General features: G+C 62.7%; 20 protein-coding genes. 9 read left to right on the top strand and 11 right to left on the bottom strand.

Annotated elements, in window-relative coordinates:
* Positions 1-2: 2 nt before the first annotated feature.
* Both treZ and P3G66_RS14390 read right to left on the bottom strand, forming a co-directional pair.
* A complete protein-coding gene (treZ, locus tag P3G66_RS14385; RefSeq protein ID WP_058039463.1) occupies positions 3-1,724 on the bottom strand; it encodes a malto-oligosyltrehalose trehalohydrolase in 1,722 nt (573 codons plus the stop codon).
* 69 nt (positions 1,725-1,793) lie between these two features.
* Positions 1,794-3,155, bottom strand: coding sequence for an NAD(P)-binding domain-containing protein (locus P3G66_RS14390; RefSeq protein WP_058039464.1), 1,362 nt, complete (start codon positions 3,153-3,155; stop codon positions 1,794-1,796).
* A 96-nt stretch (positions 3,156-3,251) separates the two neighbouring features.
* Between P3G66_RS14390 and P3G66_RS14395 the strand changes: the two genes are divergently transcribed.
* The 4 genes from P3G66_RS14395 (at position 3,252) to P3G66_RS14410 (ending at position 6,097) form a co-directional block, all read left to right on the top strand.
* Positions 3,252-4,136, top strand: a complete 885-nt coding sequence (locus P3G66_RS14395; RefSeq protein WP_058039465.1) for a metalloregulator ArsR/SmtB family transcription factor — start codon at positions 3,252-3,254, stop codon at positions 4,134-4,136.
* 64 nt (positions 4,137-4,200) lie between these two features.
* Positions 4,201-4,587, top strand: a complete 387-nt coding sequence (locus tag P3G66_RS14400) for a metalloregulator ArsR/SmtB family transcription factor (protein WP_003941739.1) — start codon at positions 4,201-4,203, stop codon at positions 4,585-4,587.
* A complete protein-coding gene (arsB, locus tag P3G66_RS14405; protein WP_003941673.1) occupies positions 4,584-5,687 on the top strand; it encodes an ACR3 family arsenite efflux transporter in 1,104 nt (367 codons plus the stop codon). Before P3G66_RS14400 ends, arsB begins: the two co-directional genes overlap by 4 nt.
* A complete protein-coding gene (locus P3G66_RS14410; RefSeq protein ID WP_058039466.1) occupies positions 5,684-6,097 on the top strand; it encodes an arsenate reductase ArsC in 414 nt (137 codons plus the stop codon). The genes arsB and P3G66_RS14410 overlap by 4 nt, the downstream gene beginning before the upstream one ends.
* 21 nt (positions 6,098-6,118) lie before the next feature.
* Here P3G66_RS14410 and P3G66_RS14415 read toward each other — a convergent pair whose 3' ends face one another.
* The 3 genes from P3G66_RS14415 to P3G66_RS14425 are packed head-to-tail and all read right to left on the bottom strand — an operon-like array spanning position 6,119 to position 8,902.
* Positions 6,119-6,250 (bottom strand): hypothetical protein, encoded by a 132-nt coding sequence (locus P3G66_RS14415; RefSeq protein ID WP_007733137.1) that lies wholly within the window; start codon positions 6,248-6,250, stop codon positions 6,119-6,121.
* The gene (locus P3G66_RS14420) at positions 6,247-6,837 is read right to left on the bottom strand and encodes a TetR/AcrR family transcriptional regulator (protein WP_003941800.1); all 591 of its coding nucleotides are present in this window, start codon (positions 6,835-6,837) and stop codon (positions 6,247-6,249) included. The genes P3G66_RS14415 and P3G66_RS14420 overlap by 4 nt, the downstream gene beginning before the upstream one ends.
* Positions 6,838-6,889: 52 nt before the next feature.
* Positions 6,890-8,902, bottom strand: coding sequence for an MFS transporter (locus P3G66_RS14425; RefSeq protein ID WP_058039467.1), 2,013 nt, complete (start codon positions 8,900-8,902; stop codon positions 6,890-6,892).
* Between the two features lie 179 nt (positions 8,903-9,081).
* On the opposite strand from P3G66_RS14425, the gene P3G66_RS14430 reads away from it, so the two are divergent.
* From P3G66_RS14430 to P3G66_RS14440, 3 genes are read left to right on the top strand one after another with little or no spacing between them, the layout of a single operon-like run.
* On the top strand, positions 9,082-9,276 hold the full coding sequence (locus P3G66_RS14430) for a DUF1918 domain-containing protein (protein ID WP_003941743.1): 195 nt from the start codon (positions 9,082-9,084) through the stop codon (positions 9,274-9,276).
* 57 nt (positions 9,277-9,333) lie between these two features.
* The gene (locus tag P3G66_RS14435; RefSeq protein ID WP_276116744.1) at positions 9,334-9,957 is read left to right on the top strand and encodes a TetR/AcrR family transcriptional regulator; all 624 of its coding nucleotides are present in this window, start codon (positions 9,334-9,336) and stop codon (positions 9,955-9,957) included.
* A gap of 57 nt (positions 9,958-10,014) precedes the next feature.
* Complete coding sequence (locus P3G66_RS14440; RefSeq protein WP_003941757.1) at positions 10,015-10,371, top strand: PLD nuclease N-terminal domain-containing protein; 357 nt, start codon at positions 10,015-10,017, stop codon at positions 10,369-10,371.
* Between the two features lies 1 nt (position 10,372).
* On the opposite strand, the gene P3G66_RS14445 is transcribed toward P3G66_RS14440, so the two are convergent.
* Positions 10,373-11,263 carry a LysR family transcriptional regulator gene (locus P3G66_RS14445; RefSeq protein ID WP_042921818.1) on the bottom strand — a complete coding sequence of 297 codons (891 nt, stop codon included), beginning with the start codon at positions 11,261-11,263 and terminating at the stop codon, positions 10,373-10,375.
* A gap of 83 nt (positions 11,264-11,346) precedes the next feature.
* Between P3G66_RS14445 and P3G66_RS14450 the strand changes: the two genes are divergently transcribed.
* Positions 11,347-12,243 (top strand): EamA family transporter, encoded by an 897-nt coding sequence (locus P3G66_RS14450; RefSeq protein ID WP_058039470.1) that lies wholly within the window; start codon positions 11,347-11,349, stop codon positions 12,241-12,243.
* A gap of 34 nt (positions 12,244-12,277) precedes the next feature.
* On the opposite strand, the gene P3G66_RS14455 is transcribed toward P3G66_RS14450, so the two are convergent.
* Positions 12,278-12,871, bottom strand: coding sequence for a TetR/AcrR family transcriptional regulator (locus P3G66_RS14455; RefSeq protein ID WP_003941729.1), 594 nt, complete (start codon positions 12,869-12,871; stop codon positions 12,278-12,280).
* A gap of 55 nt (positions 12,872-12,926) precedes the next feature.
* On the opposite strand from P3G66_RS14455, the gene P3G66_RS14460 reads away from it, so the two are divergent.
* Entirely contained in the window at positions 12,927-13,373 is a 447-nt protein-coding gene (locus P3G66_RS14460) for a PaaI family thioesterase (protein ID WP_223304504.1), read from the top strand.
* Here the strand turns inward: P3G66_RS14460 and P3G66_RS14465 are convergent.
* From P3G66_RS14465 to glgX, 4 genes are all read right to left on the bottom strand, one after another.
* Positions 13,363-14,292 (bottom strand): NADP-dependent oxidoreductase, encoded by a 930-nt coding sequence (locus P3G66_RS14465; RefSeq protein WP_058039472.1) that lies wholly within the window; start codon positions 14,290-14,292, stop codon positions 13,363-13,365. The genes P3G66_RS14460 and P3G66_RS14465 overlap by 11 nt on opposite strands.
* Before the next feature lie 66 nt (positions 14,293-14,358).
* Positions 14,359-15,171, bottom strand: coding sequence for a mycofactocin-coupled SDR family oxidoreductase (locus P3G66_RS14470; RefSeq protein ID WP_007733124.1), 813 nt, complete (start codon positions 15,169-15,171; stop codon positions 14,359-14,361).
* 94 nt (positions 15,172-15,265) lie between these two features.
* Positions 15,266-17,632: a malto-oligosyltrehalose synthase gene (treY, locus tag P3G66_RS14475; protein WP_064075428.1), complete on the bottom strand. Its 2,367-nt coding sequence runs from the start codon at positions 17,630-17,632 to the stop codon at positions 15,266-15,268.
* Between the two features lie 13 nt (positions 17,633-17,645).
* Complete coding sequence (glgX, locus tag P3G66_RS14480; RefSeq protein WP_125051233.1) at positions 17,646-19,985, bottom strand: glycogen debranching protein GlgX; 2,340 nt, start codon at positions 19,983-19,985, stop codon at positions 17,646-17,648.
* Between the last annotated feature and the right edge of the window lie 33 nt (positions 19,986-20,018).

A 20,018-nucleotide genomic window follows, 5' to 3' on the forward strand; every position in this document is an offset into this window, starting at 1 on the left:
AGTCAGCTTTCGAGTACGACGAACGAGTGCCCCGGCACCACTGTTGCGGACGCGGTCTCGTCCTGTGTCGGCGGATCCCACCAGAGGATGGGGGTTCCGCCGGCCGGGACCGAGGCCGCGTCCGTTCCCAGATTGCACACGATCTGTAATGCGCCGCGGCGCAGGGTGATCCACTGGTCGTCCTCGTCGTAGTCGACGTGCAGGTGCCCCAGCCAAGGGTCGGTGATCTCGATTCGCTTCCTGCGCAGGGCAAGTAGATCGCGATAGCAGGCCAGGACGCGAGCGCGTGTCTCGTCGTCTCGCTCGTCCCAGTCCAGTTTCGATCGCAGAAATGTCTGTGGGTCTTGCGGATCCGGAATGTCGTCACTGTTCCAGCCGTGCGCCGCGAACTCCGCTTTGCGGCCTTTGGCAGTGGCCTCGCCGAGTTCCGGTTCCGGATGCGAGGTGAAGAACTGGAACGGAGTGGTCGCTCCCCATTCCTCGCCCATGAACAGCATCGGCGTGTACGGCGAGAGCAGGACCAGCGCCGCCTTGATCGCCAATTGTCCTGGCGTCAGATAGGCGCTCGGGCGGTCCCCGATCGCGCGGTTGCCGATCTGATCGTGGGTGCACGTGTATGCGAGCAGGGCGCTGGCGGGCTGATGCGTGATGTCGATCGGCCGGCCGTGAACCCGTCCACGGAACGAGGAATACGTTCCGGCGTGGAAGAAACCGCGCCGCAATGTATTTGCAAGGGATTCCAAGGATCCGAAGTCGGCGTAATAACCCTGGCGTTCGCCGGACACGGCCGTGTGAATGGTGTGGTGGATGTCGTCGTCCCACTGCGCGTCCAAGCCGAACCCGCCGGCCGCTCGTGGCGTGATCAGAGTGGCGTCGTTGAGATCGCTTTCGGCGATCAACGTGAGCGGTCGACCCAGATGGGCCGACAGTGTTTCCGTTCGGACGGCGAGTTCCTCGAGGATGTGCGTTCCGGTGTGATCGACCAACGCGTGGACGGCGTCGAGGCGTAGACCGTCGATGTGGAAATCGCGCATCCATCGCAGGGCATTGCCGATGATGTACTCGCGAACCTCGCCCGACTGCGGGCCTCCGATGTTGATCGTTCGGCCCCAGGTGTTCGCTCCATCGGCAATGTAGGGGCCGAACTTTTCGAGGTAGTTGCCCGACGGGCCCAGGTGGTTGTAGACCACGTCAAGAATCAGGCCGAGTCCGCGTTCGTGGGCCGCATTCACCAAGCGTTGCAATCCGTCCGGGCCACCGTAGATCTCGTGGACCGTGTACCAGAGCACACCGTCGTAGCCCCAGTTGTGAGTTCCGTTGAAGCCGTTGACCGGCATGATTTCCACGAAGCCGACGCCGAGGTCTACCAGGTGATCGAGACGTTCGATCGCGGCGTCGAATGTTCCTTCGGGGGTGAACGTTCCGATGTGCAGTTCGTAGACCGATGATCCTGGGAGTTGTCGTCCGGTCCACTGAGAGTCGGTCCAGGACGCCTCGTCGAGTTGGTGCAGTTGGGAGCGGAGATGCACGCCTTCGGGCTGGCGTGGTGAACGCGGATCCGGGAGTGTTTCACCGTCGACGACAAAGCCGTAGCGAGCGCGGTTGTCGCAGTCGACCTCGGCGCGCCACCACCCGTCGTCGGTCCGGTCCATCTCGTGCGTGATGCCGTCGACTTCGACCCGGACCGATTCCGGTGTTGGCGCCCAGACCTCGAATGTATGCACACGATCAGCATGCCTTGTTCGGCCGGATGTGGCAGCCCGGCGGGCTGGTTCCGTCGTCAAGGACTGTTTCTATCCGCAGGTGTTGCCGGACGGTGCAGACAGCGTGATCAGTTTCGGAGCGGGGGCGCTGCAGCATCCGCCCTCGGCTTTCCCTGTGTCGGTTTCTGCTGTGTCAGGTTCGTCGAAAATGCCTGCGCCGCCGCAGACTCCGGTCTCCGGAAGGATCAACTCGACACGGGCCGCTGCCTCGTGATCGCCGGCGAGCTCGGCTGCGATGCTGCGAACCTGCTCGTAGCCGGTCATCGCCAGGAAGGTGGGTGCTCGGCCGTAGCTTTTCATTCCTGCCAAGTACACCCCCGGCTCCGGATGGCGAAGCTCCTTCGCGCCATGCGGGTAAACGGTGCCGCACGAGTGGACGTTCGGGTCGATCAGCGGAGCAAGCTCGACCGGTGCTTGTAAGACCGGGTCGAGGCCGAGTCGAATTTCCGAGAGCCAGGACAGATCGGGGCGGAAGCCGGTCAGCGTTATGACGTTGTCCACGTTCTCGATGCGATCACCCGCATCGGAGGCAAGTATGAGTTGTCCCGAAGGGGTAGTTGTCACCTCTGTGGTGCGGAAGCCGCTGACGACGCTCAACAGGCCATCCTCGACGGCCTTCTTTGCGCGCAATCCCAGGGCGCCGCGCGCGGGCAGTTCGTCAGCGTCGCCGCCTCCGAATGCAGAGCCGATGTTTCCTCGGCGGACCGCCCAGGTGATGCGGGTGCTCGGAGCCTGCTCTGCCAACCCTGACAGCGCAACGATCGCCGTCAGCGCGGAGTGGCCACTACCTGCGATGACGGTGTGCGTTCCGGCGAACTGTGCCCGCACTGCCGGATCGTCGAGATCAGGAACCCGGTACCGGATCGCAGTACCCACAGCGCCTTCGCCGAGTGCAGGAAGACCTTCACCACCGAGCGGGTTCGGGGTGCCCCAGGTGCCGGACGCATCCACAATGGCCTGGGCGAACATCCGATCCTCGGTTCCGTCCCGGCGCCGCAGGTGAATCGAGAGGGGTTCGCTGTCGCGTCCGGCGTCGACGACCAGGTCACGTCCGCGTCGAGCGACGCCGATCACCTCGGTGTCGAACTGGACCAGGTCGGCGAGGGCCGAGGCGAGTGGTTCGAGGTAGAGCTCGCGCCATTGCCGGCCGGTCGGATAGGTCTGCCCGTCGGGTGAGCTCCATCCATTCTGGTCGAGGAGTCGCCGCGCGGCGGGGGAGACGAGTTCGGACCACCGGGAGAACAGTCGAACGTGATTCCACTCGGAGATCGCAGCACCGGCTGTGGTTCCGCGCTCGAATACAAGGGGTGTGAGTCCGCGCTCGCGCAGTTCTGCTGCGGCTGCCAGGCCGATCGGGCCGGCCCCGATCACGACAACGGGTAGGGGGTTCATTTTCGTGCCTTTCATCGACGATTATCGATCTACGGAGAACTGTATCGACGATCATCAATGTAGGCAACCATCGACAGCTGTCGATATAGTGGAGAGATGACTTCGCTGCAGACTCCGACGGTGCGAGTCGGCGATTCGGACCCGGATCAGATCCGTTCTTCCGTCCTCGCGCAGGGCGATGCCGATACCTACGCGCAGTGGTTCGCCTGCCTTGCCGAGCCGATGCGCGTCCGATTGCTTCACCGGGTAGCGAGCGCGGTCGGTGGTATTACCGTCGGAGCGCTCGCCGAGGCGTTGGGGATCGGGCAACCGACGGTGTCGCACCACCTGCGCAAGCTCGCCGATGTGGGTTTTGTGACCATGCGTAAGGAAGGGACGAGCACGGTCGTCGCGATGAGTCCGACGTGTTGCGTTGCCTTGCCGCAGGCGGCGGATGTGGTGATGGGAGTCCTTGCTCCGCGTCCGTGCTGCCCGAGTGATCTGCCCGACGATGTCTCTGTCCGGGCCATGATCGACGACGACTGGGATGCGGTTCGCCGTATTTACGGCGAGGGTATCGACACCCGAAATGCCACCTTTGCCGCTGAGGTCCCCTCGCGTGAGCATCTCCACGAACGGTGGCTGCCGCAGCATCGATGGGTGGCGACTATCGGGGGTGTTGTTGTCGGATGGGCTGCGTTGAGTCCGGTTTCCGAGCGTGACTGCTACCGCGGGGTTGCCGAGAACTCCGTGTACGTTGCGGACGGCATGCGTGGTCGTGGCGTCGGAAAGGCGTTGTTGCGCAAGCAAGTCATGGCCGCCGACGCCGACGGACTCTGGACTCTGCAGACGTCGATGTTCCCGGAGAACCGTGCCTCCATCTCGCTCCATCATTCGGCCGGGTTTCGAACGGTCGGCCTTCGCGAGAAGATCGCCGAACTCGACGGCGTGTGGCGCGACACTGTTCTGCTCGAGCGTCGAACGGCGATCGCCGAGGGATGAGTCCGGGATCCGGCTGACCGGATGCCCGATTGCGCGTTGATTCGATATCTGTCAATATCGAAGAATGTCGAATCAAGAGCTGCCGGACTCCGAGGCTTGCTGCACCCCGCTCGTTCGTGAACCGTTGACTGAGGATTGGGCCGGAGACTTGTCTCGGATGTTCAAGGCCCTCGGCGATCCGGTTCGTCTCCGCTTGCTCAGCTTGGTGGCAAGTCACGAGGGTGGTGAAGCCTGCGTCTGCGACATCTCCGACTCGTTCGACTTGTCTCAGCCGACTATCTCGCATCACCTGAAGGTGTTGCGCCAGGCCGGGCTGCTCGATTGTGAACGACGCGGGACCTGGGTGTACTACTGGGTTATTCCGGCTGCGCTGCAACAGCTTTCCGCCGTTCTGCTGGTAGAAGGTGCGAGCGTGAGTGCCGCAGACGCTTGCGCTGAGGTCACCGCATGAGCAACACCGCTGCCACCACCGAACACCCCGAAGTCGTCGGAAAACTCTCCACCCTCGACCGCTATCTGGCGGTCTGGATCGGCGTGGCCATGGTCGTCGGCCTGCTGGTTGGACGCTGGATCCCCGGTGTGAACACTGCCCTGGACAAGGTGCAGATCGACGGCATCTCGCTACCGATCGCCCTCGGTCTGCTGATCATGATGTACCCGGTCCTGGCGAAGGTCCGCTACGACCGCCTCGACACAGTCACCGGGGACAAGAAACTCCTCGCCGGCTCCCTGTTCCTGAACTGGGTTCTCGGCCCGGCGCTGATGTTCGCCCTCGCCTGGCTGTTTCTGCCTGACCTGCCGGAATACCGAACCGGTTTGATCATCGTCGGTCTCGCTCGCTGCATCGCGATGGTGATCATCTGGAACGACCTGGCCTGCGGAGACCGCGAAGCCGCCGCGGTGCTGGTCGCCATCAATTCGGTGTTCCAGGTGATCATGTTCGCCGTGCTCGGTTGGTTCTACCTCTCGGTCCTGCCCGGGTGGCTCGGCCTCGAACAGACCACCATCGACACCTCGCCCTGGCAGATCGCCAAATCCGTTCTGATCTTCCTCGGTATCCCGCTGCTGGCAGGTTTTCTGTCCCGCTTCTTCGGCGAACGCGCCAAAGGCCGCGACTGGTACGACAACAAGTTCATCCCCAAGATCAGCCCCTGGGCGCTCTACGGTCTGCTGTTCACCATCGTCGTGCTCTTCTCGATGCAGGGCGAACAGATCACCTCCCAGCCTTGGGATGTCGTCCGGATCGCGCTGCCCCTGCTCGCGTACTTCGCGCTCATGTGGGGCGGAGGCTACATCCTCGGCGCCGCAATCGGATTGGGCTATGAACGCACCACGACCCTGGCGTTCACCGCCGCGGGCAACAACTTCGAACTCGCGATCGCGGTAGCCATCGCCACCTACGGCGCCACCTCGGGGCAAGCTCTTGCCGGTGTCGTCGGCCCGCTGATCGAGGTACCGGTGCTCGTCGGGCTGGTCTATGTCTCCCTTGCACTACGCAAACGCTTTGCAGTCGAAGAGGTTTCATCCAGTCGAGAAAGAGCGAGGTCATGAGCAAACCATCGGTGTTGTTCGTCTGCGTCCACAATGCCGGTCGATCTCAGATGGCTGCGGGGTTACTGAGCCATCTCGCGGGCGACGCCATCGAGGTCCGTTCCGCCGGATCCGCACCCGCCGAGACCGTCAATTCGGCAGCGGTCGAGGCGATGGCAGAGCGCGGTATCGACATCTCAGCGCAGTCTCCGAAGATCCTCACTGTCGACGCCGTCCAGGATTCGGATGTCGTCATCACCATGGGCTGCGGCGACACGTGCCCGATCTTCCCCGGCAAGAGTTACCGAGACTGGGTTCTCGACGACCCGGCCGGACAGGGCCTTGAAGCAGTTCGCCCGATCCGTGACGAAATCGAGCGGCGCGTTCAAGCCTTGATCGCTGAACTCACCACTGCCGCGAAGTCTTCCTGACCGATCGGGGACTCGACAGGATCATTCGCCCGCGGGCTCGATGTGTTCGGCACCGAGGACGGAGAGTCGGTATTCCTGTGCGTCCTGCTCGGTTTCGAAATCTTTCTCTTCGAGGAGATTCCGGTCGGCGTCGAGGTATCGGTAAGTAGTCATTCCTCCACCGTGTCACTGATGAACGATTCGTGCTCGGATACCGGTTCGATTTCGTCGACGGCTATTTGAATCAGCCTTCCGTAGCGCCGGATCAGATCCTCCGACGACAGTGAATCCTCACCGAGGAGTTCGAGCGTCCGCATGCCGGTGGCCAGTCCGAGCAGCAGTGAGACGACGATCTGGCTGCGTACCAAACCGGGCTCCGTGTCGCCGATGCGGCGCGCGATCCCGTGAACGTATCGTTGCTTGATCTCGGCCCGAGCGGCGGCCGGATCTGGCGCCTCGTGAACGTGTACTGCGAGCATTGCCCACGGATCGGTTTCATCGGATTCTCTACGAGCGACAAGTTTCTCGACCAGTTGACAGCCGATGTCTCCGGTGGCGTCGGCATTCGGATCCTCGTCCATCGGAGGTGCGGACGGGATCGCAGCCGAGTACAGCCGAGCTTTGCTGCCGTAGATCTTCATGACCAGGGCAGGGGAGTAGCCGGCTGCGACCGCGATGTCCTTGATGGTCGTCGATGCGTAACCTCGTTCCGCGAACAAGGCTTTCGCTGCTGTGAGGATGCTGGCTTCGCCGCTGCTCATGTCGCTCGCCTCGATACCCGATCGCCATGCGTTCGGTTGCTCGTACTGGCGTTCATACTGTCGTCAACGGCTCGGCATCGACGGGTACGTCGAAGTCGACGACGGTGGACTGCGCGATGACCGCTATCTGACGAGCCAATGTGCCGTGTCCGCTCTCGGTCAGCGCGGTCAGGATGTACCGGCCGGATGTGGGAAGTGCGATTCCGTAGTGCCCGGTTCCGTCGGTGACCGTGGATGCGACGAATTCGCCGGTCGGTTTCGTGAGTGTGACGACAGTTCCCGAGGTTGTTCGGCCGCCGACTCCGACCTTGCCGGAGATGGTGAGGCGGTCGCCGAGTTCGACGGTGTGCGTCGATTGCGCGCTGTCGAAGTCGATTACCTGTGACCGAGGGGACCAACCGTCGGCGCTCGTGACCACCAGGTACCGGCCGGGCCGGGGTAGGGCGAGGGAGAAGTTGCCTTCGTTGTCGGCGCGACTCCAGTCAATCGGTCGACCCTCCATGTCCATCACGGTGACAACGGCCTGCCGGATCGGTCGGCTGTCGGCCCGGATCACACGACCGGCAACCACAATTTCCGTTTCGGACACGGCGGCGTCGGGAAGCTCGAACCCTTCCGGGGTCACCGGGCGAAGTGCCGCTTCCGGTTTTGCGCCGCGGCGAGGAATGAACGCAGCGGCAGCGGCAGCAGCCACGGCGGCGAGGGCGGCCAGCCAGAAGATGTTCTTGAAGGCGTCGATCGACGGAAGGCCCTCGCCCGGCCCGGACGGGATGACCATCGAAGTGAGCATGGCGGCAACCACCGCGCTGGACGTGGAAGTACCGACTGAGCGGAGCAGCGAATTGAGGCCGTTTGCCGACGCGGTTTCGGTAATCGGAACCGATCGCATGATCAGCATCGGCATCGCGGAGTAGGCGATTGCGGTTCCGATGCTGACCACCGCCGCGCTGATGATGATCAGTGCTATCGAACCGGTCAGGAACACTCGCGCGATGTAGGCGAGCGCGAGCACCGTGCCGCCGACGATCAGGGTGATCTTGGCTCCGAATCGCTTCGTGATGTTCGCGGAGACGGGCGCGAAGAAGACCATCGCGAGGCCTGCCGGAATCATGCACAGTCCGGCCGCCATCACGCCCAGTTCGAAGCCGTAGCCGGAGATCTTCGGCATCTGAAGTTGTTGGGTGGTGGAGAGGTTGTTCGCGTACATCGAGAAGCCGACGAGGATCGAGGCGACGTTGGTCAGCAGAACAGGCCGCTTGGCCGACGTTCGTAGATCGACCATCGGCTGGGTGACGCGGAGTTCGTAAGGGAACCACAATGCGAGAGTCACGATTCCGATGACGAACATCAGCAATGTCAGTTCGCTCGTCCATCCCCAACGGGCGCCCTTGGAGATGGCGAGGAGGATCGCCGTGAGTGCTGTCGAGAGCATGACCGCGCCCAGGAAGTCGAATTTGCCGCGGGTACGAACACTCGATTCCGGGACGACGACGGCTACCGCGATGATCAGCAGGACGCCCACGATCGCCGAGAGCCAGAAGATGGCGGGCCAGCCCAGATGCTCGAAGATCAACCCGGACAGCGGGAGCCCGAGTGCGCTGCCGATTCCGAGAGTGGCACTCATCAACGCTGTTGCCGACGCCACCTTCTCCTTGGGCAGTTCGTCGCGCATGATGCTGATTCCGACGGGGATCATCGAGATCGCGAAGCCCTGGAGACCACGTCCGATCAGCAGGGCGACAAAGTTGCCGCCGATCGCCGCGACCAGTGATCCGACCACGATCATCGTCATCGAGATCAGCATCATGCGTCGTTTTCCGAACATGTCTGCCAGGCGGGAGACGATCGGAGTGGCGACGGCACTCGTGAGGAGCGTGACGGTGACGAGCCAGGAGGCGTCGTCAGCGCTGACGCCGAGGATCTTCGGGAAATCGGGCAACAACGGAATGACCATCGTTTGTTGCAGCGCGACCACGGTGCCGGAAAGACAGAGAATTGCGGTAATGAGCCGACTCGAACGGCGAGTGGTCGGAGACGAGTGCAATGCCAAGAGACGGTCCTTCACGCGGCGATGGTGAACGGGAATTCACCCATGAGTGAACCACTGTTCACCCGTCGCTGTCACCTTCGGTGAATATGCGATTTCTCACGACGGCAACTCGCCCCAGGGTTTCCGAGTCGGCATGGCGGGAACAACGTCAGTGGTTGGTCTGCGCCTGCGCGAGCGGGCAGCGAGGAGGAGTGATGCATGCCGAAGTGGGTGACCGTCTCCACGTCCAGGGGCGCGTGGTGGGGCAGGCGGAGGTAACTGCCGAGGTTCTCGAGGTGCACGGCGAGGACGGCGGTCCTCCGTATCTGGTCAGGTACGACAACGGCCACGAGGCGTTGGTGTTTCCCGGTAGCGACGGCTGGATAGATCACCCCGGAAAAGGCTCCTGAGCTGCACGATTCTTTCCATGCATGGTCGTTGCATCGAATGCGGCTAAAGTGTGCGCAATGGAGGGCAGACGCCAGTACCACTCCCGCGTGCGTGAAGCTTCCGCGCAGCGAACGCGTGAACTCATTCGTGATGCGGCGACGGCCTTGTTTGTTCGAGACGGGTATGTCAAAGCCACCGTCAAGCAGATTGCCGCCTCGGCCGGCGTCGCCGATCGGACGGTGTTCACAGCCTTCCCCGGCGGGAAACTCGAGATCTTCGAAGCGGCCCTCGCTGCGGCGCTCGATGCCGAAGAGGCTCCACTCGGCGCGCCGAACCTGGCCTCGGACCCCGATGACGTTCGCCGGATCGTCTCCCAGATCGTGGCTCAGGGCATCGGACTGCTCGAACGTGCCGGCGCTCTGATGATGGTCGCGGTCGAATCCTCGGGTGCGGATGCCGACATGCGTCGACTATCCGAGGAGTCGTCGGATCAGTCGGCCGTCAATGCGATGTCGATAGCCGAGGGTCTCTCCGAGCATGGCTTGTTGAGGCCTGAGATTTCGCTCGAGAAAGCCGCGGGCATACTTGCCGCTTTCGTCTCGCCTCAGCTTCATCAGCAATTGCGTCGGGTCAGTGGATGGGACGTCGATGCGTACCGAGGATGGCTCGAGTTCAACATTCGCCAGAATCTAATGTACTAATTGGTCTGTTTTCGTTAGCATGGCGAGGGTTTTTTATTCTCGGGAGGAATCGCCAGCGTGCCCTATGCCTTGTTCGGCCTCATCACGATGTTGCTGTGGATTTTCTGCATCGTCGACGCCATCACGAGAGATGACGCCTACATCCAGTACCTACCCAAGGTCGTCTGGATTCTGATCATCATCTTCCTTCCTACTTTGGGATCGGTTCTGTGGCTGGTGGTCGGGCGCGGACAGAACGCGCCCCGCGGTTACGTCGGCCCAACCGGTTACGGCGAATACGAGCGCCCGGGACGTGCCGTTGCGCAGGATCCGGCGGCGGACGAAGCCTTCTTGCGTCAGTGCCGCGAACGGGCGGAAGAGCAGCGTCGAATTGCCAAGCAGCAGCGCCGCGACGGCGACGCTGATCGGATGTGAGTTATCGGTAGGCCGTGAGTCGGTCCAACACGAGCCGAAGTGGCGGCCACGACGATCGGCCGCGACGCGTCACCGCATAGGCAGTGAGGATGACGGGCGGATCGACGAGTGGTTCGACGCGCACGCCTTCGCGAGTCTTGCGTTCGAGCGGCATCAGCCCCACGCCGTAACCACTGAGGATCAAGAGTTCGACCAAGTCGAGACTGTCGATCTGGTGAGTGATCCGAGGGGTGAACCCGGCCAGCGACGCGAGGGTTCGCACAGCGCGCTCGTCTGCCGTGTTGCGTGAGTTCACTATCCATGACGTGTCGGCGAAGGCGCGGAGATCGATTCCGGATTCTGTGGACTTGTCGGGAGCTTTGGCGTCGTCGGGAACACACAGTCCCCATGGCGTCGACCAGAGCGGAATTGCTTCGAGTAGTGGGCTCGGCGACGCGGGGGCGAGGTTGTAGTCGTACGTCAGTGCGAGGTCTAGATCGTCGCGTTCGAGGAGTGCAAAAGCCTCGACGGGTTCGTATTCGTAGATCATCACGTCCACCTGCGGGTGACTGCGTTGCAGGCTTCGAGCGACGGGGAGCATCGCGGTTCTGATCGCAGTTGCGAATCCGCCGACTCGCAGGGTCCCCACCGGTTCCGCGTCCGGATCGAGGTCCAGGCGAGCTGCATCGACGGCTGCCAGGATGGTGACGGCATGATCGGCCAGTCGTTGACCGGCCGGCGTCAGCCGCACCCGGCGACCGTCGGGCTCGATCAGTGCGGTACCGGTCTCCGCGGTCAAGGCCGCGAGTTGTTGGGACACTGTCGACGTCGTGAGGTTGTGCGCTTCGGCGACCGCACGCATCGAACCCAAGCGGGAGAGTTCGAGGAGGAGATGGAGTCGACGGGTTTCCATCCTTCGATCATTCACTAATCGTGAACATAATGTAGGTCAAAATCGCGTGGACACGAACGGTTGGCCTCCCGTTCAATTCAGCTATGGATACGAAAGCGCGGGCCGGAGTGGGCCTGGCTGTTCTGGCGATGTTGTGCGTGCAGCTCGGGCTCGCCGTGTCGGTGGGTCTGATCGATCAGCTCGGCGCAGACGGAGCGGCGTGGATACGACTCGCCTGGGCGGGCATCATTCTTCTGATCATCGTCAGGCCCCGCCCCTCGGTGTTCACTCGCAAGGCGTTTCTGGCTTGCGTGGTTCTGGGTGTGGTCACCGCAGGTATGACGCTCCTGTTCATGGCAGCGGTGGAGCGACTTCCGCTGGGAACAGCAAGCGCATTGGAATTCTTGGGTCCGCTGACGGTTGCATTGCTCCGGGGGCGTGGCCGCGTTCTGTGGCCGGTTCTGGCAGGCGTGGGCGTCGTGCTTCTCACCGAACCATGGGCCGGGACAGTCGATCTGGTCGGTGTGGCGTACGCACTCGGTGCGGCGCTCTGCTGGGCGATGTACATAGTGCTCACCCAGCGCGTCGGCGACGAGGTTGCCGGTATCAACGGGCTGGCGGTGTCGATGGCGGTAGCCGGGTTGGCCGCGACAATTGCCGTAGGCCACTCGGCTATCGGGCGGCTGACTCCGCATCTGATTCTCGTGGGCCTCGGACTCGCGATCTTGCTGCCCGTCGTGCCGTTCGTTCTGGAGATGGTCTCGTTGCGAAGGCTGTCCACGGCGGCGTTCGGCACGCTGATGAGTCTCGAGCCTGCTTTCGCGCAGCTTATCGGTCTGGTTGTGCTGCAACAGGTTCCGAGTGTTCTGGCCGTGGCAGGTATCGCGTGCGTCGTCGTCGCAGGGATCGGCGCGGCCCGCGGTGGTGCTCGAGGTGGCGCCCGGAAGCCGACTGAGCCACCCTCCGATTCCGAGCGAACGTACCTTTCGGCGCCTTCATGAGACCGAGAGTGCCGTTCGCTCAGGTCGCGTTCGCTCAGTGCGAGTGCGCCGCGGCGATTGCTCCGTCGAACACGTCGGCGACCTCGCCGAGGGAGTCGAGAATCGGCTGACCGGATCGTTCGACGCGAGCCCGCACCAGCGAGCCCTCGAGCGCGGACACTGCAAGGACGGCAAGCCGTTCCGCTCGCGCACGTCCGACCCCGGACGCGATCAGTGTGTCGCGCAGTAGCGAAGTCCACTGTCGATACACCGCCTGTCCGGCGGCTGTCACGCTCTCCGAATCGGGGGCAAGTTCCAACAACACCGTCGTGATCGGCGAGCCTTCGTGGAAATCCGAATCGCTCACCCATCCGGCGAGCAACCGCGCGTACTCGCGCAGCAGTGACCCGGCGTCCGATTGGCTGTCGGCGAGTTCGGTCAGGGTGTCGGTGACCAACTGCCCGCCGACGCGGACGACCTCTTCGCCGATCTGCTCTTTGCCGCCGGGAAAGTAGTGGTAGAGCGAACCTTTCGGCGCCCCGCTCGACTTGAGGATCTCGTTGAGGCCCGTTGCCGCATACCCCTGGCGGCGAAACAGATCGGCCGCAGCTCGTACGAGTGCTTCGCGGTGTTTCGGGGGAGTCGCCACGAGTTGGAGCTTAAACACCCCAGCGATCCACCACAATCTATGTAGACTGGTCTACATGGGAAATTCTGAAATGCTCGAACAGTTGCGCGCGGTCAACGCCTCGGCGGCCTTCAACCGGTGGGCCGGATTCGAAGTCACGGAGGCCGAACCGGGTCGCGTCTGTCTGCGGCTCGAATGGCGTGAGGATCTGGGCCAGTACTCGGGACACCTGCACGCTGCGCTCGTGGCGGGACTCGTCGACACCGCGTGCGGATTTGCTGCTTTCACCCAGGTAGGTGTCGTGGCGGCGTCCAACTGCGCGGTCAATTTCGTGAGTCCGGGCGTCGGAACCGCATTTGTCGCTACGGCGCGCTCGGTCAAGGCCGGGCGCAAGCAGGTGTTCGTCACTGCCGAGGTACATGCCGAACGCGAAGGCGAATCCGTGCTCGTCGCGTTCGGCACCACCCTGTTGGTTCCACTCGCCCCTCAGACACAGGGAACCGCAAGCAACGTCAGGGAATGAGGATGAACTTCCCGGCGGGATGGGAGCTCTGCAACTCGGTGTGAGCGAGCGCGACGTCCGTTAGTGGGAAAGTCTTGGCGATCTTGACGGTGAGATGTCCGGAACCGGCTTGTTCGACCAGTTCGGATCGAGCCTTCAAACGCGCTTCCGCACTTGTCGGATTGCCTCCGCCGACGGACGCGAAGCCGTCGGTCTGGGCGCGTCCGAACGCGACGATGGTGACGATACGGCTCTTGTCGGAGACCAAAGCCAGCGAAGTATCGACGGCTTCATCTGTTCCGGCGGTGTCGAAGGCGGCGTCGACGCCGTTCGGCGCGAGTTCACGGACACGCGCTTCGAGGCCGTGGCCGTAGAGCACAGGCGTCGCGCCGAGCGAGCGCACGTAATCCTGATTCGAGGCTCCCGCGGTGCCGATCACCGTAGCTCCGCGACCAACTGCCAGCTGAACAGCGATCGCGCCGACGCCGCCAGACGCGCCGTGGATGAGAACGGTGTCGCCGGAGCGGACCCGAACGGTGTCGAGGGCGTCGACTGCAGTTCCGCCGACCAGAAGGAGGCCGGCTGCCTGTTCCCAGCTGATGCCTGCGGGCTTCGCGGTCACCGAGGAGACCTGCACGACTACTTGTTCGGAGTAGAGGCCGTTGCCGGGGCTGACGATCACTTCGTCGCCGACGTTCACATTTGTGACGCCGTCGCCGACAGCCGAGACGACGCCCGCTGCCTCGCCGCCGAGGCGGATGGGAAGTTTCTCGGGGTCGGTGCCGAAAGCGCCGCTGTAGAGCTTGAAGTCGAAGGGATTGACGCCGATCGCCTTCACGTCGACCAGGACTTCACCTGATTTCGGTGCCGGTAAATCGACGTCCACCAGCTTCAGGACCTCGGGCGTGCCGTACGTCTGCGCTACAACAGTTTTGGTCATGTCTCGCGCAACCGTCCTCGGGGAAGCGATATTCCCCGAGGACGGGAAAAACTCGAGAAGATTCGATCAGCGGATCAGGGTGCCCAGATCGAGCGGCATCGCGATGCCGGTGATGTGATGGGCCTCGTCGGAACCGAGGAACGCGACGGCGGCGGCGATGTCCTCCGGCTGGCTGACCGGGTCGGGCAAGGTCTGCATGAAGATCGGACCGAGTGTGTGGGCGTTGGCGTCGATGAGCGGCCGCATGTCCGTCATCTGCATTCCGGTTTCCACGCCGTGTGGGTGGATGGTGTTGACCCGAATGTTGTACTGCCCCAACTCCGAGGCCATCGTCTTGGCCAGACCGGTGATGCCGTGTTTGCTCGCGACGTAATGGCCGAGGAAGGGGAGGCCGCGCAGGCCGGCGACGGAGCTGGTGAAGATGATCGAGCCACCGGTGCCTTGCTTGATCAGGTGCGGGATCGCTGCCTTGGCGGTGTGGAAGACGCCGGTCAGGTTGACGTCGAGCGTTTCCTGCCACTGCTCGGGCGTGATTTCCCAGGACATGTTGGCAGAACAGATTCCGGCGTTCGCGACGACGACGTCAAGTCGCCCCAATTCGTCGATGCCGGCCGCGAGCGCCGCGGACAGCGCAGAGAAGTCGCGAACGTCGGTCTTGGTAGCGACAATTCGACGGTCCAGGGCCTTGACCAGTTCGACTGTCTCGGCCAGGTCGTCGTCGGTGGCGCCGGCATACGAGGTGGATTCGAATTGAACACACGCGTCGACGGCGATGATGTCTGCGCCCTCTTCTGCCAGCCGGACAGCTTCGGCGCGCCCCTGACCACGGGCGGCTCCGGTGATGAAGGCAACTTTTCCGGTGAATCGACTGGCGGCCATGCTCAAACCTCCGACTAGTGGTGATGATCTGCTCTTCGGAAGTTAGCGCGACGAAGTTCTTTTCGGGGGTGAATGCCCAGTCAGCGGAAACCGCTCAGCGCACCCTGGTCAACAGGGCACATGGCCCGGCAGCGAAGATGTCCCGCGCATCCGAAGACAAGACGGGTTGTCCGCTCAGTGCGTCGACCCATTCGCCATCTGGCAGGTCCACTCGCGTATCTCTCCAACCGTGCGACGAGAGTCTGAGCGAATGTCGCGTCGCCAGAGCAACGACCATGGGCGGATCACCTGCCGGGCCGCGCGAGAAGCCGACCAGATGACCGGATCCGGAACCTGAAGCGAAGACCGGCCGGTACTCACCGTGATCGAACCACGAGGGGTTCTCCCGCCGCAGTGTCAGTGCCGTGCGAACGAGGTGCAACTTTGCGGTTCCTGTTGCGTCGATCGGCGCGGCGCCGGAATCGAGCAGTGATCGCCTCGTTCCGTAGTCGACAAGCCGCCGGTTGTCCGGATCGACCAACGAGTCCTCCCACAGCTCAGTGCCCTGGTAGACGTCGGGAACGCCGGGCCCGAGAAGTTGGAGCAGCTTTTGGCCCAGAGAGTCCGACCAGCCGTGACGCGCGATCCTGCCGACGAATTCGCTGACCGAATCACCGACTGGGCCGTCGATCACCTCGTCGATCCAGCGGTGCACTGCCGACTCGAAGTCGACGTCCGGATCGTTCCAGGAAGTTCTGGCGCCGGACTCGCGGACGGCTTTCTCCGCATAGGCGTGCAAACGCTCGCGCAGCTCTGGAACCGAGGCTGCCGAGCGGCCGTCCGCCGGCCACACACCGATGATGTTCTGCCACAAGAACAATCCGGTAAGCGGATCAGGGCTGGGGCACACGTCTTCCCACTCGCGAATCAGCCGGGCCCACAGCGTCGGCACCTGAGACACAACACCGATCCGTGCCCGCACGTCCTCGCCGCGTTTGGTGTCGTGAGTGGACAGACTCGTCATCGCGCGCGGCCACCGCTTCGCTCGGTCCGCGTTGTGGAGATGGAATTCGGCGACGGAGACGGCAAGCGATGCCGGGTTGCCGCCGACTTCCTGACGTGAGACCAGGCGCGCCGTCCGATAGAAGAGTCGATCTTCGACGGACTTGGCCATGACAGCGCCACACACCTGCTGGAAGCGAACTGAGGCTTCACCGCTGTTCACCAGGGATTGCGCCAACACGTTGAACGATGGTTCATGTCCGGGAGCCAATTCGTGCATGTCACCGACGATCCGAGCGGCCAAACCGGCGAGGGGACTGTAGTCGGATCGGTACACCGGCATCCGAGCGATCGCGACGACAACTGCGTCGTTCAGTTCGGTCTCACTGCAACGACTTCCGGTTTCGCGTCGGATTGCACGTACGAGCCTGCGAACCTCCGGTGCCAGGTCACCGCGCCCGGTGTCGCGTTTGAACTGACGTTCGGTGTGATGCAACCACGTACTGTCCCCGTCGTCGCCGGTCAGATCTGCCGAGAGTTCGGTCAATTCGAGTTCGGCGGCGGGATCGACGAAAATGCCGCCCAGCTGATTGAGGGCGTCGTATCCGGTGGTGCCGTCGATCGGGAGCATCGGATCGAGTGGTTCCGTATGGCCGAGGATCTTTTCGATCACGAGCCACTGATCTGGTCCGATCAGTTCTCGCAGGCGCCCGAGATATTCCGCCGGATTCGCGAGTCCGTCCGGATGATCGATGCGAACGCCGTCGATCAGTCCTTCGTCGACCCACGACTTCACCTGCCGATGGCAGAGTTCAAAGACTTGGGGGTCCTCCTGGCGCAGCGCAGCGAGTTCGTTGACGGCAAAGAACCGTCGGTAATTGACGATCCCGGCGTTCCACGGTACGAGTCGGTACGACTGCCTGGAGTGCACCTCCTGTGGAGATCCGAATTCAGTACCGGCAGCGATGGGGAAGCGGTGCTCGTAGAACGCGAGAAGTGTTTCCTCGCCATCTTTCTCGACAGTCAGTGCGTCGAGATCGTCCGGGCTGCCCAGTACCGGGAGTGAGAGTTTGCCGTCGGCGCCGTTGGCTCCGTTGTCCTCGGCCCAATCGATGTCGAAGAAATGCGCGTACTCCGACGACTGCCCGTGCGTGAGAACGTCCCACCACCAAGCATTTTCGCGAGGTTTGGCGACACCGACATGGTTGGGGACCAGATCGACGATCAGGCCCATCCCACGTGATCGAACGGCGCGCGAGAGCTCCACCAGGGCCTCGCGGCCACCAAGTCCTTCGGACACGGTTGTCGGATCGGTGACGTCGTAGCCGTGCGTCGATCCGGACGTCGCAGTGAGGATGGGGGAGAGATAGAGATGTGAGACCCCCAAGGCCTCGAAGTAGTCCACCTGTGCGGCCGCATCACGAAGAGTGAATGCATCCGGTCGCAACTGCAGTCGGTAGGTGCTGGTTATCGGGGCCATGTGCACGTCTCCCTCAAGCGGTTCTGCGAAGTACCGTCAATGCTCGCGCTTTTACATCCAATGTTGTTCCGGCTTTGATCACGGTATCGCTCTCACCGGTGGGGACCGAGGTGTCCAGTACGACGGTCCACTCCGACGCGTAGTCCGCGTTGGGGGTGGAGAATTCGAGATCTTCGTAGTGGGCGTTGAAGCAGAGAAGGAACGAATCTCCGGTGACGCGCTCGCCACGGTAGTTCGGTTCCGGGATCGCGTCACCGTTGAGAAAGACAGCCAACGACTTGCCGAAACCGCTGTCCCAGTCGGCCGGAGTCATCTCTTCGCCAGACGGCGTGAGCCAGGCGATGTCGCGACTCTGATCGCCACTTCGAATAGGTCGCCCCTCGAAGAATCGACGACGCCGGAAGACCGGGTTCTTGGCGCGCAAGGCAATTGCGCGCTTGGTGAACTCGACGAGGTCGGCGTTGGTTTCCGCGAGAGTCCAATCCATCCATGACAGTTCCGAATCCTGGCAGTAAACGTTGTTGTTACCCTGCTGAGTTCGGCCCATCTCGTCGCCGTGAGCAAGCATCGGGGTGCCCTGGCTGAGCATCAGCGTAGCCAGTATGTTTCGGCTCTGACGTCCACGCAGTTCGAGGATTTCCGGGTCGTCGGTGGGGCCTTCGACTCCGCAGTTCCACGATCGGTTGTGCGATTCGCCGTCGTTGTTGTTCTCACCGTTGGCTTCGTTGTGCTTCTCGTTGTACGAGACGAGGTCGTGCAGGGTGAAACCGTCGTGAGCGATGACGAAGTTGATGCTCGCGCCGGGGCGACGTCCGGTGGCCTCGTAGAGATCAGAGGATCCGGTGAGACGGGAGGCGAACTCCCCCAGCGTTGCCGGCTCACCACGCCAGTAGTCGCGGACGGTGTCGCGGTATTTGCCGTTCCATTCGGTCCACAGGCCGGGGAAGTTGCCGACCTGGTAACCGCCTTCGCCGACGTCCCACGGTTCGGCGATCAGCTTCACCTGACTGACGATCGGATCCTGTTGCACGAGATCGAAGAAGGCCGAAAGGCGGTCCACGTCGTGCAGTTCACGGGCGAGTGTCGAGGCGAGGTCGAAGCGGAAACCGTCGACGTGCATCTCCGTGACCCAGTACCGCAGAGAGTCCATGATCAATTGCAGCGTATGCGGATGACGGGCGTTGAGGCTGTTGCCCGTTCCGGTGTAGTCCATGTAGTGCTCTTCGTCGCCGTCGACCAGGCGGTAGTAGGCGGCATTGTCGATTCCGCGGAAACTGATGGTCGGCCCCATGTGATTGCCCTCGGCGGTGTGGTTGTAGACCACGTCGAGGATCACTTCGATACCCGCCTGGTGGAAGCTGCGCACCATGGCTTTGAATTCCGCTACGGCCGCATCGGGTTTCGTGGCCGAGGAGTAGTCGGTGTGTGGAGCGAGAAAGCCGAAGGTGTTGTAACCCCAGTAGTTTCGCAGACCTTGGTCGAGAAGCACCTGATCGTGCATGAACTGGTGGACCGGCATCAGTTCGATCGCCGTGACACCCAGATCGGTGAGGTGCTCGATGATCACCGGATGAGCGAGCCCCGCGTACGTGCCGCGCAATTCCTCCGGAACTCCGGGGTGCGTCGCGGTCATACCCTTGACGTGCGCTTCGTAGATGACCGTCTCGTGATAAGGACGCTTCGGCGAGTGGTCGGACGCCCAATCGAAGAACGGGTTGATGACGACGGTCGACATCGTATGGCCGAGCGAATCATGTTGGGGGAAAGGGATGGTGGCGGGTTCGTCGACGAGTGGTTCCGGCTCGAAGGGTTCGGGCTCGAGGATCTCTTCCGATTCCTGATCGCCCGTGGGCGAGTCGTCTTCGAGGCCCACCTCGTCCGATTCGGCTTCCGAACTCGTTTCGTCGGTAGCCTCTTGCGGCCCCACGGCGGGAGATTCGTCGTCTCCTGAAGGTTCGGGGTCCGCCGCCGATTCGACGTCGTACGAGAACAGCGAACGGTCTCCGTCGAAGTCTCCGTCGAACGCTTTTCCGTACGGGTCAAGCAGGAGTTTGCTCGGATCGCATCGCAGACCTGCAGCCGGATCGTACGGCCCGTGTACGCGGTAGCCGTATCGCTGGCCGGGGGATACCGACGGAAGGTACGCATGCCAGACGTAACCGTCGACCTCGTCCATCCGAATGCGGGTTTCGGTTCCGTCCTTGGCGATCAGGCACAGTTCGACGGCCTCGGCGACCTCGGAGAAGAGCGAGAAATTGGTCCCCGCGCCGTCGTAGGTGGCACCGAGTGGGTACGCACTGCCAGGCCATACCGGGATGGGAGTGGCTGAGGTCTCGCTCGGCGGTTGATCCATGAATCAGACCCTATCGGGTGCAGCCGATCGAAT

The sequence above is a fragment of the Rhodococcus sp. C3V genome, from assembly GCF_029269915.1.
Lineage (GTDB): Bacteria > Actinomycetota > Actinomycetes > Mycobacteriales > Mycobacteriaceae > Rhodococcus_F > Rhodococcus_F qingshengii.

Excerpts from the sequence above, each read along its gene's own strand:
- P3G66_RS14390 (WP_058039464.1), bottom strand. The coding sequence starts at position 3,155 with ATGAACCCCCTACCCGTTGTCGTGATCGGGGCCGGCCCGATCGGCCTG.
- P3G66_RS14395 (WP_058039465.1), top strand. The coding sequence starts at position 3,252 with ATGACTTCGCTGCAGACTCCGACGGTGCGAGTCGGCGATTCGGACCCG.
- P3G66_RS14400 (WP_003941739.1), top strand. The coding sequence starts at position 4,201 with ATGTCGAATCAAGAGCTGCCGGACTCCGAGGCTTGCTGCACCCCGCTC.
- arsB (WP_003941673.1), top strand. The coding sequence starts at position 4,584 with ATGAGCAACACCGCTGCCACCACCGAACACCCCGAAGTCGTCGGAAAA.
- P3G66_RS14410 (WP_058039466.1), top strand. The coding sequence starts at position 5,684 with ATGAGCAAACCATCGGTGTTGTTCGTCTGCGTCCACAATGCCGGTCGA.
- P3G66_RS14415 (WP_007733137.1), bottom strand. The coding sequence starts at position 6,250 with ATGACTACTTACCGATACCTCGACGCCGACCGGAATCTCCTCGAAGAG.
- P3G66_RS14420 (WP_003941800.1), bottom strand. The coding sequence starts at position 6,837 with ATGAGCAGCGGCGAAGCCAGCATCCTCACAGCAGCGAAAGCCTTGTTC.
- P3G66_RS14430 (WP_003941743.1), top strand. The coding sequence starts at position 9,082 with ATGCATGCCGAAGTGGGTGACCGTCTCCACGTCCAGGGGCGCGTGGTG.
- P3G66_RS14435 (WP_276116744.1), top strand. The coding sequence starts at position 9,334 with ATGGAGGGCAGACGCCAGTACCACTCCCGCGTGCGTGAAGCTTCCGCG.
- P3G66_RS14445 (WP_042921818.1), bottom strand. The coding sequence starts at position 11,263 with ATGGAAACCCGTCGACTCCATCTCCTCCTCGAACTCTCCCGCTTGGGT.
- P3G66_RS14450 (WP_058039470.1), top strand. The coding sequence starts at position 11,347 with ATGGATACGAAAGCGCGGGCCGGAGTGGGCCTGGCTGTTCTGGCGATG.
- P3G66_RS14460 (WP_223304504.1), top strand. The coding sequence starts at position 12,927 with ATGGGAAATTCTGAAATGCTCGAACAGTTGCGCGCGGTCAACGCCTCG.
- P3G66_RS14465 (WP_058039472.1), bottom strand. The coding sequence starts at position 14,292 with ATGACCAAAACTGTTGTAGCGCAGACGTACGGCACGCCCGAGGTCCTG.
- P3G66_RS14470 (WP_007733124.1), bottom strand. The coding sequence starts at position 15,171 with ATGGCCGCCAGTCGATTCACCGGAAAAGTTGCCTTCATCACCGGAGCC.
- treY (WP_064075428.1), bottom strand. The coding sequence starts at position 17,632 with ATGGCCCCGATAACCAGCACCTACCGACTGCAGTTGCGACCGGATGCA.
- glgX (WP_125051233.1), bottom strand. The coding sequence starts at position 19,985 with ATGGATCAACCGCCGAGCGAGACCTCAGCCACTCCCATCCCGGTATGG.